General features: G+C 69.2%; 8 protein-coding genes. 2 read left to right on the forward strand and 6 right to left on the reverse strand.

Annotation, left to right across the window (positions count from 1 at the left end; translation table 11 throughout):
- Window positions 1–11: 11 nt before the first annotated feature.
- From ACSHWB_RS29315 to ACSHWB_RS29330, 4 genes are all read right to left on the reverse strand, one after another.
- Window positions 12–1,337 carry an esterase/lipase family protein gene (locus tag ACSHWB_RS29315; RefSeq protein ID WP_439656504.1) on the reverse strand — a complete coding sequence of 442 codons (1,326 nt, stop codon included), beginning with the start codon at window positions 1,335–1,337 and terminating at the stop codon, window positions 12–14.
- Window positions 1,334–5,233, reverse strand: coding sequence for a hypothetical protein (locus tag ACSHWB_RS29320; RefSeq protein WP_439656505.1), 3,900 nt, complete (start codon window positions 5,231–5,233; stop codon window positions 1,334–1,336). Before ACSHWB_RS29320 ends, ACSHWB_RS29315 begins: the two co-directional genes overlap by 4 nt.
- Before the next feature lie 67 nt (window positions 5,234–5,300).
- Window positions 5,301–6,092, reverse strand: coding sequence for a slipin family protein (locus tag ACSHWB_RS29325; RefSeq protein ID WP_439664688.1), 792 nt, complete (start codon window positions 6,090–6,092; stop codon window positions 5,301–5,303).
- 148 nt (window positions 6,093–6,240) lie between these two features.
- Window positions 6,241–10,407: a glycoside hydrolase family 2 TIM barrel-domain containing protein gene (locus tag ACSHWB_RS29330; protein WP_439656506.1), complete on the reverse strand. Its 4,167-nt coding sequence runs from the start codon at window positions 10,405–10,407 to the stop codon at window positions 6,241–6,243.
- 236 nt (window positions 10,408–10,643) lie between these two features.
- On the opposite strand from ACSHWB_RS29330, the gene mshC reads away from it, so the two are divergent.
- Window positions 10,644–11,882, forward strand: a complete 1,239-nt coding sequence (gene mshC, locus ACSHWB_RS29335; RefSeq protein WP_439656507.1) for a cysteine--1-D-myo-inosityl 2-amino-2-deoxy-alpha-D-glucopyranoside ligase — start codon at window positions 10,644–10,646, stop codon at window positions 11,880–11,882.
- Here the strand turns inward: mshC and ACSHWB_RS29340 are convergent.
- Together ACSHWB_RS29340 and ACSHWB_RS29345 are read right to left on the reverse strand one after the other, a co-directional pair.
- On the reverse strand, window positions 11,879–12,328 hold the full coding sequence (locus ACSHWB_RS29340; RefSeq protein ID WP_439656508.1) for a hypothetical protein: 450 nt from the start codon (window positions 12,326–12,328) through the stop codon (window positions 11,879–11,881). The two genes, mshC and ACSHWB_RS29340, sit on opposite strands and share 4 nt — an antisense overlap.
- Window positions 12,325–12,567 carry an ATP-dependent Clp protease adaptor ClpS gene (locus ACSHWB_RS29345; protein WP_439656509.1) on the reverse strand — a complete coding sequence of 81 codons (243 nt, stop codon included), beginning with the start codon at window positions 12,565–12,567 and terminating at the stop codon, window positions 12,325–12,327. The genes ACSHWB_RS29340 and ACSHWB_RS29345 overlap by 4 nt, the downstream gene beginning before the upstream one ends.
- A gap of 33 nt (window positions 12,568–12,600) precedes the next feature.
- On the opposite strand from ACSHWB_RS29345, the gene ACSHWB_RS29350 reads away from it, so the two are divergent.
- Window positions 12,601–13,614, forward strand: a complete 1,014-nt coding sequence (locus tag ACSHWB_RS29350; protein WP_439656510.1) for a hypothetical protein — start codon at window positions 12,601–12,603, stop codon at window positions 13,612–13,614.
- Window positions 13,615–13,652: the final 38 nt, after the last annotated feature.

Raw genomic sequence — 13,652 nt, forward strand, 5'->3', positions numbered from 1 at the left:
CGTCCTCCCGGTCAGACCGGGGGGCAATCCATGACGAGCACCGCACTGGTCACCGGGACCACCGGAGCGCCTACCGAGATGCCGCTGACCTGCACGTAGTAGGCGCCGGGGGCCAATTCACCGAATCTGATCGACATCCTCTCGGAGATGGCAGGACTGCGCGATTCGACCTGTTTGCCGTTCTCGTCGAGCACCGCCACCTTCAGCGCCCGCGCGGTCGTGTCCTTCAGCTCGACGGTGACCTCCAGGTCCTCCCCGAGCAGCACGAGGTCGGGCACGGTGACCTGGGGCTCCGTCGCCGTCACGTTGCGCGGGATGATCGCCTTGGCGGTCAGGAACGACTCCACCGCGTCCAGCACGGCGGCGTTGTCCTGCAACGACGTGTGCTGCTCCGTCACGCGGTGCAGCGTGTTCGACGACAACGCCAGCCCACGCCGTGCAGCACCGACCATCGGCACGGTGGCGTCCCCGTACAGGTCTTCGCCCTCGTACGTCCGATAGCAGGTCACGCTGCCGTCGGCGACGCGAGCAGTGGTGGCCGTGGGCTGCTTACCGCCGAGGATCGCGTACGTCCGGTCGGCGAACGAGTCGGTCAACGCGCCGTGGAACGCCATCGCGTCCTCGACCATCTTCGTGTCGAGCTCGGGCAACGACACCTCGGTGGTCTTGCGCAGGCCGGCAGGCGACTCGATGCACGCGTACTCGGGCAGCAGCTGGTGCAGCGACGGCATCGACCGCGCGAACTCCGTCAGGTCGATCGCCAACGGCCCGAGCCCCTTGCGCACGCCGTTGACCAGCTGTTCCAGCGCGGACGCCGCCCCGCGGTACGGCGTGCCCATCGTGATCAGCTTCGCGGTCCGCTCGGCCATCCCGCACTGCTCGATGCACCACCGCGCCACCAGCCCGCCCATCGAGTGGCACACGAAGCTGACCTTGGCGTCCGGCCCGATCCGGTCGAGCGCCTCGTCCACCCGCCTGGCCAGCAACGCGCCGTTGTAGCGGTTCGACAGCCGCCAGTCGTAGGCGAAGAGCAGCAGGGTGCCCTTCTCGACGGTGTAGCCGAGCGAGTTCATCCTGCGCGTCAGCCGGTCGTAGCCCTTCAGGGGCGTCCAGATGCCGGGGATGACGTGCAGGTCGGACATCAGCGCGACGGGCTCGACGCCGTCCTGGGGGTGCTCGTCGCCGATGCCGGCGGGGAGCTTCAGCTGCTTCAGGCTGCGGCCCAGTGTCAGCACCGCGCGCAACGCGGCCTTGCCCGACACCTCCCAGACCACGCCGTCCTCGTTGCGCAACGTGCTGCCGAGGATGCCCGGCAGAACCACCACGAGATCAGTCATCTGGACTCCTCGGCGAGCTTGCGGATGAGGGAGAGCAGGGCGAGGTTCGTGGGCACCAGATAGGTCAGCTCGTGAATCCACGCCAGACGCTGGTCCGCCGCGGGCAACGCCAGCCGTGCGTCACCGGCCCGAGCGCGCGCGACCGCCTTGTACAACGCCGCCAACGCGTGCGGCTCCAATGCCGTCACGGCCTGCGTAAGTGCCTGCGGTGACGCAACTGTGGCGAGACCGCGCAGAATCTCGACCACGCGCGACGGGTCTTCCACGGCGTCCAGCACGAGGTCGAGCACATCGGCGTCCTCGGCGGCCAGCAGCAGCAACGCGTGCACGGGCCGGTTGTCGCGGACGTTCTTCACGACTTCCTTGTCCAGCAACTCCTCCCGGCGCGTGGCGAGCAGTTCGCGGCGGCGTGCGGGTGTGGCGTCCACGAACTCGTCCGCGAGGCTCGCGAGCAGCCACGGCCGGTAGGCGAGCGCGACGCCCTGCTGCTGTGCGTTCGCGCGGCGTGCCTGGATGACCTGCGCCTCGATCAGGCTGGTGCCGTACAACGCCTCGGTGACGGCGACGTCCGCGTCCGTGGACAACAACTCGGGGTGTGCGAGCAGTACCGCGCTCTCCTCTGCGTACGAGCGCGCGAACACCCACGAGCGTGCGGTCGTCAGCAACGTGCGGTCGACCGTGAGCCAGTCCGGTGTGGAGTCCCACGGCCACGGGCCTGAGTCGTAGTGGCGGCGCGCGATGTCGTGCACGTCGTGGATCGCCTGCCGTGACTGGCCGACGTGCGTGAGCGCCTGGCACAGCCACTTCGCGGCCGCCGGATCGCCGGCCCTGGTGGCCGCCGCGCGCAGCATCAGCAGCGTGGCGAGGTGCGGGCCGGTGAACCGCGCGGTCACCCGTTCCCAGGTCTCGTCGACGATCTCAGGCTGCTTCAGCCCCGCGCAGATCGTGTCGAGCGTGAACAACGCCGCCGCGAGCGTCGACAGCCGGTCCGTGTTCTCGGGCAGCAGGCAGACCTCGACGGTCCGCAGGCCGGTGGCGAGCGCCTCACGGGGCTTGTCCGCGTCGCGCTGGCGGCGCATCAGGTTGTGCAGCGCCTGGCCGTGCACGGGCAGGCCGTCGGCGAGGTCGGCGGCCTGGCGCGCGGCGTTCAGGGCCGTGTCCGTGCGGTCGACCATGCTGTAGGCGACGCTCAGGCTCAGTGCCGCGTCGGCGAGTTGCGGGCGGAACGCGGCGTGGCGGCCGAGCGTGCCGCTGATCTCGGCGGCCTGCTGGGTCATGCCGGCGGCGTCGGAGAGCCTGCCCAGCGCCAGGTAGTCGCGGCTGAGTTCGACCAGCGCGCTGACCAGGTCCGCGAGGTACACCGGGTTCGTCTGCGCGAGCGAGTAGTTCAGTTCGACGGCCTGCTTCGACCGTTGCATGGCCTCGTAGCGCAGACCGGAGTCGCTGCACCGTGCAGCAAGACAACTCACCGCGCGCGCAAGGGGTGCGTCGGTTTCCACCGCTGCAACGGCGTCGCGGGCCGTGGACAGAGCGTCCTGCCTGCGGCCCAGCATCGCGTAGACCTCGCTCAGGTCCACCAACGCTCCGCTGAGGTGCGCCGCGTACGTCGGGTTGTCGCCGCCGTGCGTCGTCGTCTTCGCGATGCGTTGCGCCAGCCGTTTGTGCGTAAGGCTTTCCGCCGTCGTCGGTGTCGACGCCACCAGCTCGCGGTACCGCACGGCGGCCTCTTCAGCGGGCGCCACGGCCTGCTGCAGGCGTCCGGCCTCGCGGAACCGCCGGCCGAGCTTGTTCAGCACGAAAGCCAGGTCCGCCAAGTACATCCGCAACGTCGGCACCAGCGCGCGGAAGTGCGACGCGGCCTCTTCGAGCGGGGCGACGGCCTCGTCGCCACGACCCCAGTGCATCAGCTCGTTCGCCGCCGTCGTGGCCGCGAGTGCGATGTCCGGCAACAACATCCGGTTCATGACCGCGAGCGCGCGCAACCCGTCCAGGGCCTTCGTCCCGGCGTGCCCGCAGTGCCGCCACGCGTACTTCCACAGGTAGCCCGGCACGTTCGGCGGAACGCCCGCCTCCATGCGCTGCCGGTAGAGCTCGATCAACGCGCAGGCCACCTTCTCGGCCTCCGGCGCGAACACCAGGTCCCTGCTCGGTGCGAACTGCGGCCGCAGGTGGTCGGCGAACGTCTGGTGCGTCAGCTTGAAGACCGCCGTGCCCTCCTCACCGTCCTGCACGACGTGACGGCCCAGTTCGGTGAGCACGGCGGTGATGTCGTCCCGGCTGAACTCCTCCCCGGACAACGCCTGCGCGACCGCCATCCACTCGGCCTCGGGGAATCCCGCGCCGTAGCTCCACGTCAGCGCCGTCAGCAACGCACGGGCCGAGGGCACCTTCGCGAGTTCACGGTCGAACGCCGCCTCCAGCGAGAACTTGAGGTCGCCGCCGCCGTTGGCCAGCACCTGGTCGGTGATCATCCACGCGGTCAGGAACGGCAGCCTCGCCAGCTCGTCCACGGTGGACTGCTCCGCACCAGGGCCCAGCCGTGCCACGACGTACTCGCGGACGTCGGACTCGCTGCCGGCGTCGTCGAGATCGAGCACCTCGACCGGCGACAGCTCGGTCAGCAGGGGAGCGCCACCCGCGACCCGATGTGCCTGCCGCGTCGAGACGATCACGACGGCGTAGGCCGCGAGCTTGGTCAGCAGCGAGGTGGCGATCGAGAACGACTCGCCGCGCGCCTCGTCCAGGCCGTCGACCACCAGCACCGGTGGTGTCGGCAACGCGCTGACGACACCCACCAGCTCGGCGGCGCCCCGGCGCGGGCCCTCGGGTGCGGGGACCAGGCCCGCGGCGACGAGCTGGCGGCTGAGCAGGTCGGCGACGCGGTCGGCGTCCATCGCGCGGGCGTGCACGGCGGCGTCGACCGAGCCGGGACCGGGGTCGGCGTGCCGGAACGACGGCCCTGAGGACAGCAGCAGGTCGCGCTCGGCCGAGTTGGACAGGCTGACAACCCGTCCGACGACCGCGGACTTGCCCGTGCCCGGCGACCCGGTGACCACCCGCAGCCCGGCCACCCCGGACTTCACCCAGCTCACGACCTTGTCGACCTGGGCGGTGCGGCCGGTGAACCACGACCGGTTGTCCGCGGAGTCACCGCCGCGGGCCGCGAGCAGGAGGTGCTTCACGACCGTGTTCGCGGCGTAGAGAGGGTTCGGCAGCATCGGCTGTGCGGAGCCGTACTGCATGAAGCGCGGCCGTTGGATGTCGCTGTCCCACGCGTTCAGCAGCGCCGTGCCGACCGCGCCGCCGTCGACCAACGCGATGCGATCGCTCCACCGCCGTGCGTCCTCATCGGCCGTGGGACCGGCACGCAGCAGATTGCGCAGCTTCCCGCCGAACAGGCCGTCACGGGCCGTCTCGACGCTCGAACACGACACCAGCACGCCCGCCCAGTGCACCTGACCGGCCAGCAGCTCCTCCTGGACGGCGGCGACCGTGCGCACGGCCTCGTCGAGCTGGGCGCCGGAGTAGCAGGCGTCGATGATGATGAGCACCTGGTGCGCGCCCGACGCGGCGCACCACAGCGCGAACTCGTGCAGCATGATGCCGTCGACCACGCCGTCGTTGTCCCTGGCCAGGAGCCTGAGGTTGCCGGCGACGGGGATGGCGTGGCCGCTCCACAACGCCACCAGCGCGCCGCCGTCCTGCGGGTTCTGCCGCAGTGCCTTCATGTGCGCGCGGATGTCGGCCTCGGCGGGGTCGGCCAGCGGGTCGCCCTCGTAGCCCTTCAGCAGCGCGCGCAGCTCCCGCACGTCGCTCACGGCGTGCTGCAGCGGCTGCACCAGCTCGTAGGAGCCGACGCCGATGCCGACGAACCTGCCTCTGACCCTCTCCTGCATGCGTCACTACCCCCTGTCCACACGTCGCTGTGCGGCAGAAGGCGTTAGCAGGGTTAACTCACATGGACTACTCCGTGGAGTCCTTGTCTTGGGGCTTGGGCAGCTCGACGTTCGTGTTCTTCTCCAGGAACCTCAGCAGCTCCACCGGGAACGGCAGCACCAGCGTCGAGTTCTTCTCCGCCGCCACCTCCACGATGGTCTGCAGCAGCCGCAGCTGGAGCGCGCCGGGCGTCGACTCCATCGTCCCGGCGGCCTCGGAGAGCTTCTTGGACGCCTGCAGCTCACCGTCCGCGGTGATGATGCGGGCGCGGCGCTCGCGTTCGGCCTCCGCCTGCCGCGACATCGAGCGCTTCATGCTCTCCGGCAGCGCCACGTCCTTGATCTCGACGCGGTCGATGTCGATGCCCCACTCCAGCGCGGGCGTGTCGATCATCAGCTCCAGGCCCTGGTTGAGGCGCTCGCGGTTGGACAGCAGGTCGTCCAGCTCGCTCTTGCCGATGATCGACCGGAGCGAGGCCTGGGCGACCTGCTGCATCGCGAACCGGTAGTCCTCGATGTTGATGACGGCCTTCGCCGCGTCCTGCACCTTGAAGTAGATGACGGCGTCGACGCGCACGGTGACGTTGTCGCGGGTGATGCCGTCCTGGGCGGGCACGGGCAGGGTGACGATCTGCAGGTTGACCTTCCGGAGCTGGTCGACCCCGGGAACCAGCATCGTCAGCCCCGGCCCGCGCACGCCCTCGCGGAGCTTGCCGAACCGGAACACCAGTCCCTGTTCGAACTGTTTGATGACTCTCGCGCTCATGACGAGGCCGAGGCCTCCGAGCACGACGAGACCACCGAGGATTTCGAAGAAGATCATGAGACCCCGCCTTTCATCGGCGAATGCCCTTGATCTCCAACGGTACGCCCACGAGGGGTGATCACTGACCTTTGCCGCGTCTTTCGCCCCTCAGACGGGTGCGAGGTGTCCTGCTGAGCAGTGAAAGACGCGGTGAAGATTGTGATCACCCCGCGTTGCAGCTCAGCACGGGATTCGCCCAGTCGGAGTGGTCGTGGGCGTTGCCGTCACCGCCGTCTGTCACCCGGAACGTCAGCACCGTTGCTCCAGACGTGTCGACGGTGATCGGTACGGCGGCGCTTTGTCCTGTCAGCGTTGGGCTTTGGTACGCGGACACCCCGTCCTTGAGTACCTCGAACCGGACGCTGCCGCCCCCGTTCGTCTCGTCGTCGACACCGATCGTGGCGGTGAGGGTGGAGCACTTGCCGCCGGTGTAGACCTGGAACTCCGAGTCGGCGTGCGTGCCGACGCCCTTGTCGAACGCGGCGCCCCGGATGCGCATCGGGTTGCCGTCACCGCCGGTGTTCTCGCCGTTGCTGCGGTCGCGTTCGATCGGGCCCCAGCCGTTGCGCTCGCCCAGGAACTCGAGCGCTGACACCTGTGCCTCGCCCTGCGGCGGGCGCGGGGTGGCGGTGAAGTCCTTGGTGAGCGTGCTCGACGCCTTGCCGGAGCTGATCTCCGCGAAGACCGGGCGGGTGCCGGTCTCCCCGCCCTCGCGCTTGATCGTCACCTTGGCGGAACCGCTGGACAGGTCGGCGATCTCCGGGCTGACCGACCAGTCGTCCGGTGCGGTCAGCCTGGCCGTGGTCCTGCCGGGACAGGGCTTCGTCACCACCAGTTCGGCCTCGACCTGCTCACCTGGTTCGAGGGCGGTGTCGGTGGCGTTGAGAACGGCCGTGGGTGCGCAGTCGACGTTGCGGCCGAGCTTGCCCGTTGCGGCCTCCACGGGCGTGAGCGGGCGCAGCAGCACGGAGTACGCGTACTCGTTGCCCGCCTCCACCTGGTACTGCGGCAACGGCTCGTGGAACGTCTCGCTGACGCCTGTCACGCGGTGCGCCGCGTGCAGGGTGGTCCAGCCGTCGTTCTTCTTGAGCGCGAACGGGTACGCGGCGCGGTCCAGGTCGTCGTACCGCGAGACCCGCACGTCCAGGTCACCCGCGACGAGCAGGCCGGCGCGGCCGTTGGACAGCGTCGCCCAGCGCGTGTCCGCGTGGTTGCCGAAGTCCTGCGGCTTGTAGTAGTCGTTGAACTCGCGGTCCACAGTGGACTGGTAGACGCCGACCGAGTTGCCGGCCTTGCGGTCGTCGTAGTTCTCGCCGGGACCGCGGCCGTACCAGGTGAACCTGCTGTAGTCGTCGGGGACCTTGAGCGTGAAACCGATGCCGGGCAGGTAGCTCAGGTCGCGCATCCCGTCCTTCGCGGCGACCCGGTGGGCCACGTTGATCTCGCCGTCACCCGTGACGCGGTAGGTGAAGGTCTGGCCGAACGACGCGGTGGCCACGGCCTGTGCGGTGGACTTCGCGGTGATGGTGATGTCGGTGGCGTTCTGGGTGACCGTGACGCTCGACGGCGTGGTCTTGAGGCGGTCCAGACCGTTGCGGTACCAGGAACCGTCCTCGCTCATGAACTCGTTCGACAGCGGCGCACGCCACGCGTCCAGCTCCGGACCGGTCTTGAGCAGTTCGGTGCCGCGCACGCGCATCGACGTGAGCGTGCCGGACCTCTTGCTGACGACGTAGCGGAAGTCCTTGCCGGACAACACGATCTCGTCGTCGTTCTGGGTCGTCGTGAGCTTGCCCGGCGTTCCCGGCGCGTGCAGGCCCGCGACCTGCGTGCCGCCCAACGGGAACTGGGCGATGCCGACGTCGTTGCCCCGCCGGTCGGTGGCGCGGACGGTCAGCCAGCGTTCCGTGTCGGCGGTGAAGTCGGGCAACGTGATGGTGCCCGGCTGCAGCCTGCCGCGGTGCTCGGCGATCGTGCGGCCGTTGTCCTGGACCTGCCAGCGCAGCTCGAGGTCGTCGGTGCCGGTGAACTGGCGTTCGCTGACGGTCGTGAGGTTGTTGCCGGCGAAGGAGAACCTGATGGGGGAGTGGACGGCCATCAGCTCGGTGGTCTCCGGCTGCGGCCTGCGATCCGCCCACACCACGCCGTCGACGCCACCGGTGCCCGCACCGTAGGACTCCTTGCGGCCCTTGTCCTCCAGCTTCTCGAAGTCGAGCGCCAGCACGGCGGTCTTCTTCGGGTCCTGGGCCAGCTCGGACTCGGTCAGGGCGCGGTGGTAGATCCGGACCTGGTCGACCGAGCCGTGCGCCATGCGGGTGCCGACGTTCTCCTGCATGGTCTCGGCGTTGCGCCCGATGTTGACCGGCCAGTGCGACCAGTCGATCGTGCCGCTGAACTCGGTGGTGGCGACCTCGCGGCCGTCGATCAGCAGCCGGAGCCTCGAACCGTCGAACGTGCCGGTGACGCGGTGCCAGTTGCCGTAGAAGTCAGTCGGGACGGTGGCCCTGACCGCGCGCCAGGTGCCGCTGTGGACGAAGAACTCCAGCGTCGTGGCGTTGGACATCTTCAGCGCGTACTGGTGGTCGCCCTTGGAGATGACGGTGAAGTCGCCGGTCCAGGTGTCGGGCTTGATCCACGCGTCGAGGGTGAGGCCGGTGCTGACCTCGTCGAGCTTGCGGTCGCGGTAGACCTCGACGAAGTCGTCGAGTCCGCTGAGCTGCAACGCCTTGCCGTGCGGTCCGTCCACCTGGGACGGTTTGCCGGACAGGTAGGACAGGATGCCGTTCGCGTCATCGGGGGTCGTGTAGAGCGGGAGGGCGATGTTCTGCTCGGCCCAGTCCCAGATGAAACCGCCCTGCACCTGCGGATAGGCGCGCACGACGTCCCAGAACTCCTTGAAGTTGCCGAGGCTGTTGCCCATCGCGTGCGCGTACTCACCCATGATGATCGGCTTGGTCGTGGTCTTCGCCTTGGCATCGAGGCTCGCGGGCGACGGGTAGCGCGGGCCGGCCACGTCCGCGAACGGCGCGTCACCGTCCGGCACGTTCGGCTGGTGGTAGAGCGGGCGGGTGTCGTGCTTCCGCGCGTACTCGGCCATCGTGTAGTGCGCCTTGCCGAGACCGGCCTCGTTGCCCGTGTCCCACATGACCACGCTCGGGTGGTTCTTGTCGCGTTGCATCATGGCGGTGAACCGGTCCTGGAACGCGTCCTGCCACTCAGGGCGTTCGGCGAGGCAGTTGTTCGGGCAGCCGTCGTGGTGGTGGGTCTCGATGTCGACCTCGTCGGCGATCATCAGGCCGTTGCGGTCCGCGAGCTCGTAGAAGTACGGGTCGCTCGGGTAGTGCGAGGTGCGGACGGCGTTGATGTTGAACCGCTTCATCAGCTGGACGTCTTTTTCCTGGTCGGCCCTGGTGACGTAGCGGCTGCCGTGGGCGGACGTCTCGGCCCGGTTCGTGCCGCGGAACAGCACGCGCTTGCCGTTGATCTTGAACTGCCGGTCGACGATCTCGATCTTGCGGAACCCCACGGGCTGCCTGCCGGTCTGGATCACCCGGCCGTCCTTGAGCAGCTCGATCCGGAGCTCGTGGACGTTCGGGGTCTCGTCGGTCCACTTCAGCGGGTTCGCGACCTTGCCGTCCCTGACGGGGACCTCGCGGCCCTGAGGGTCGAAGAGCCTGGTCCGGACGGTGTGGCCCTCCTGCGGGCCGCCGATCTTGACGTCCGCGCTGATCGTGGCGTCGCGGTACTGGGCGTCCAGGTCGGTCTTGATCGTGACGTCCTGGAGGTAGGTCTTCGGCGTCGAGTAGAGCCAGACCTCGCGGAAGATGCCGGAGAACCGCCACTGGTCGTAGTCCTCCAGGTGGGAGCCGGAGCCCCAGCGGTGGACCTGGAGTTTGATCGTGTTGCGGCCCGGTTTGAGCTTGGCGGTGATGTCGAACTCGGCCGGCGTGTAGCCGCCCTGGTCGTAGCCGACGTACGTGCCGTTGACCCAGACGAAGTATCCGCTGGTCACGCCCTCGAAGCGGACCAGCGTGCGGTCCCAGTCCCGCGGCAGGTCGAACGTCTTCTCGTAGACACCGGTGGGGTTGATGTCGTGCGGGATCGACGGAGGGTTGTCCGGGTACATCTCGGTGGGGATGTTGCGGAACATCGGGTGGTCGAGGAAGTCGGTCTGCCACGTGTGGGGGACCTGGACCGTGCGCCACCCGTCGGGCGTGTCCCTGACGTCCTGCGGCCTGTCGAACATCCTGATGCGCCACTCGCCGTTGAGGCTGAGCCGGCGCTCGGGCAACAGATCGGGGTGCGGAGGCTCCTGGTGCTCCCCGGTCATTCTGGGATTCTCCAGATACGCCAAGGCATCCAGGGGTTCGGCCTGCGCTGTTGCGGGGGCCAGTGAGAGCGCTACCACCGTGGCTACGACGACACGAAGCATGCCTTCGGAAACTAGGGGCGGCGTGACGAGGCCGTCAACGAATGTCCGATCTTTCTGTCCGAACGAATCGCCGCGCGGTGTCCCAGCACCCGGAAATCACGCTCCACCCGACAGCACGCGTTAGTGTCGGATACATGCAGACCTGGTCATCGATTCCTGTGCCACGGGTTCCGGGGGACCCCCGCCCGCTGAGGCTGTTCGACACCGCCACCGGCGAAGTGCGTCCGACGGCTCCAGGAGACACCGCCAGGTTGTACGTCTGCGGGATCACGCCGTACGACGCGACTCACCTCGGCCACGCCGCCACCTACCTGACGTTCGACCTCGTGCACCGCGTGTGGCTCGACAACGGCCACAACGTGCACTACGTCCAGAACGTCACCGACGTCGACGACCCGTTGCTGGAGCGGGCGCTGCGCGACAAGGACGACTGGGAGGTCCTCGCCATGCGCGAGACCGCCCTGTTCCGCGAGGACATGGTCGCCCTGCGCGTCCTGCCGCCGCAGGACTACGTCGGCATCGTCGAGGCGATCCCCGAGATCGTCGAGGTGGTCGTGAAGCTCGTCAACGACGGCCACGCCTACCGCGCGGACGACTCCGAGTACCCGGACGTCTACTACTCGCACAACGCCACGGGCCGCTTCGGCTACGAGTCGAACTACTCGGCCGACGAGATGATGCGCCTGTTCGCCGAACGCGGCGGCGACCCTGACCGCCCCGGCAAGCGCCACCCGCTCGACGCCCTGCTGTGGCGCATGAAGCGCCCCGGCGAGCCCTCGTGGCCGTCGGAGCTCGGCGAGGGCCGCCCCGGCTGGCACATCGAGTGCAGCGCCATCGCCCACAACCGCCTCGGCATGAACTTCGACGTCCAGGGCGGCGGCTCCGACCTGATCTTCCCGCACCACGAGTACTCGGCGGCGCACGCCGAGGCCCAGACCGGCCAGCACCCGTTCGCACGCCACTACGTGCACGCGGGCATGATCGGCCTCGACGGCGAGAAGATGTCGAAGTCGCGCGGCAACCTGGTGTTCGTCTCGAAGCTGCGCTCGCAGAAGGTCGACCCGAACGCCATCCGCCTCGCCCTGCTCTCCGGCCACTACCGCGAGGACAGGCCGTGGTCGCAGGCGCTGCTCGACGAGGCGCTGACCCGGCTCGACCGGTGGCGCCGCGCCGCCGGCCTCGACACCGGACCGTCCGCTGTGGACACCGTGACGCGGCTGCGCGACCACCTGGGCAACGACCTCGACACCCCTCGGGCGCTCGCCGCGGTCGACGCGTGGGCTGACGAGGCGCTGGCGCACGGCGGGTCGGACAAGCACGGGCCGTCGCAGATCCGCGATGCCGTGGACGCGCTGCTGGGCGTGGACCTCTAGTCAGGCCATCCGGTGGCGCTGCTCGGGTGCAGCGCCACCACCAGCCACTCCGCGAGGCCGCTGAACTGCACCGCCGCGGCCGCCGTCGCGTCCTCCCGCGTCAGGTAGAGCGCGCGGACCTGGGCGAACGCGATGACCCAGTCGTCGACCTCGCTGCGGTCGATCGGCCGTGGCGTCCGCTTGCGGATCTGGGCGCGCACTCGCCGGGCCGGTCCGGAATCGGTGAGCTCGGCGCGGTGCCGCGCCCAGAACTCCTCGGAGACGGCGAACATCCGCCGCAACAGCGCGTCCGCGTCCGGCTCCGCGCGTCCTGGCGGCACCACGCCGTTCTCCAGCAGCCTCAGCAAGCCGTCGAGGTGGCTCGTCAGCAACGCGCGGTTGTCCTCCGACATCCGCAACCGCACACCGGCATCGGAGCCGACCACGTCGAACCACGGCTTGCTCACGAGGCTTTCCCGACGCTCACCCGCATGCCGAGTCGCGCCAGCCGCACGGCCATCACCTCGGCCGCGGAACGGTCCTGCGCGTCCATCACGGTCCTGCTGGAGCGGTGGATCTCCAGCGTCCTCTCTCGTGCCTGCGCGTCGTCCTGCCCGCACACCGTGCGCAAGATGTGGTGCACCAGCGCGAACGTGTTGACGTCGTCGTCGTGCACGACGACTTGCCATCTCTCCCCAGAAATCACCAGCGAAGTATGGCGCAACGCCACAATGGACCCGTGATGGAAGCGGCACGGCGCGATCTCGCGCGCATGCGGGAGTCGGAGGCGGCGTGGCTGGAGCTGCGCTACGAGGAAGCCGGCGAAGGCGACGACCTCAACGAGGTGCCGCGCGCCAAGGTGCTGTGGGCGTTGCAGTACGACCGACGGCCGGAGGACCTGCCGCTGCTGCGGTTCCTGGCCGAGCAGGAGGCTTTGTGCCGCAGGAACGCGCCGTTCCAGGGCGTCGGTGAGCAGACGCAGCTGGCCGGCTTCCTGCTGGCGGAGCACCAGGAAGTCGAGGACGTGTGGCGGCAGTACGAGATCAAGTGCGCCAACTTCGACACCTGGTGCGGCTACGACCAGGAGCACGTGTTCGCGGCCGGTGCCGAGGCCACGGTCGAGCACGTGCGCGCGAGTGATCACCCCGATCGGGACGACGTGCTGGAGTTCCTCCTCGACCGGGCGGTGGACGACGAGGACGTGCGGGAGTGGCTGGAGAGCAGGCGGGAGTGGTTCCCGCTGGACCCGGCCGACGAGGATCCGCTGACGTGGGTCGAGCGCGCGAAGCTGGTGGGGGAGCGGGATTTGGCCAGGGCCGAGCTGGACCGATGGGCGTTGGGCCGTTCGCGGGACATCAGCACGTTGAACCAGTTGCGCTACCAGCTGGCCGATCTCGGAGCGTTCGCGGAGGCCGCGATCACGCAGCGCGAGGCCCTCGGGCATGCGGAGAGTGACTGGGATCGAGCATTCGGGTGGCAGCTGCTCGCGAGGCTCGAACGCCAGGCCGGTGATCACCGCGCCGCGTGGGACGCGTTGAACGAGTGCGGCGCGGCACTGGAAGGCGTGGACGGCTGGCGTGAGGTGGGGCTCGGCCGTCAGCACGTGGAGGAGCTGTACCTGCTCGCGGGCGTCGCCGAGGTCGGGCTCGCCCGTCAGGTGTTCGCCGAGGCGCAGCGGCGGGCGTGCGAGGTGCAGGGACTGCCCCCGGTCGTGCTGGAAGCGGCGGCCACGGCGGCGGAACACTGCAGATGAAGGAAACCGCCCCCGAGGCGGAAGCACCGGGGGCGGTC

This window comes from Lentzea sp. HUAS TT2 (assembly GCF_051853195.1).
Classification (GTDB): domain Bacteria; phylum Actinomycetota; class Actinomycetes; order Mycobacteriales; family Pseudonocardiaceae; genus Lentzea.

Bases quoted from the DNA above. Each gene is read 5' to 3' on its own strand.
- ACSHWB_RS29315 (WP_439656504.1), bottom strand. From the start codon at position 1,337: ATGACTGATCTCGTGGTGGTTCTGCCGGGCATCCTCGGCAGCACGTTG.
- ACSHWB_RS29320 (WP_439656505.1), bottom strand. From the start codon at position 5,233: ATGCAGGAGAGGGTCAGAGGCAGGTTCGTCGGCATCGGCGTCGGCTCC.
- ACSHWB_RS29330 (WP_439656506.1), bottom strand. From the start codon at position 10,407: ATGACCGGGGAGCACCAGGAGCCTCCGCACCCCGATCTGTTGCCCGAG.
- mshC (WP_439656507.1), top strand. From the start codon at position 10,644: ATGCAGACCTGGTCATCGATTCCTGTGCCACGGGTTCCGGGGGACCCC.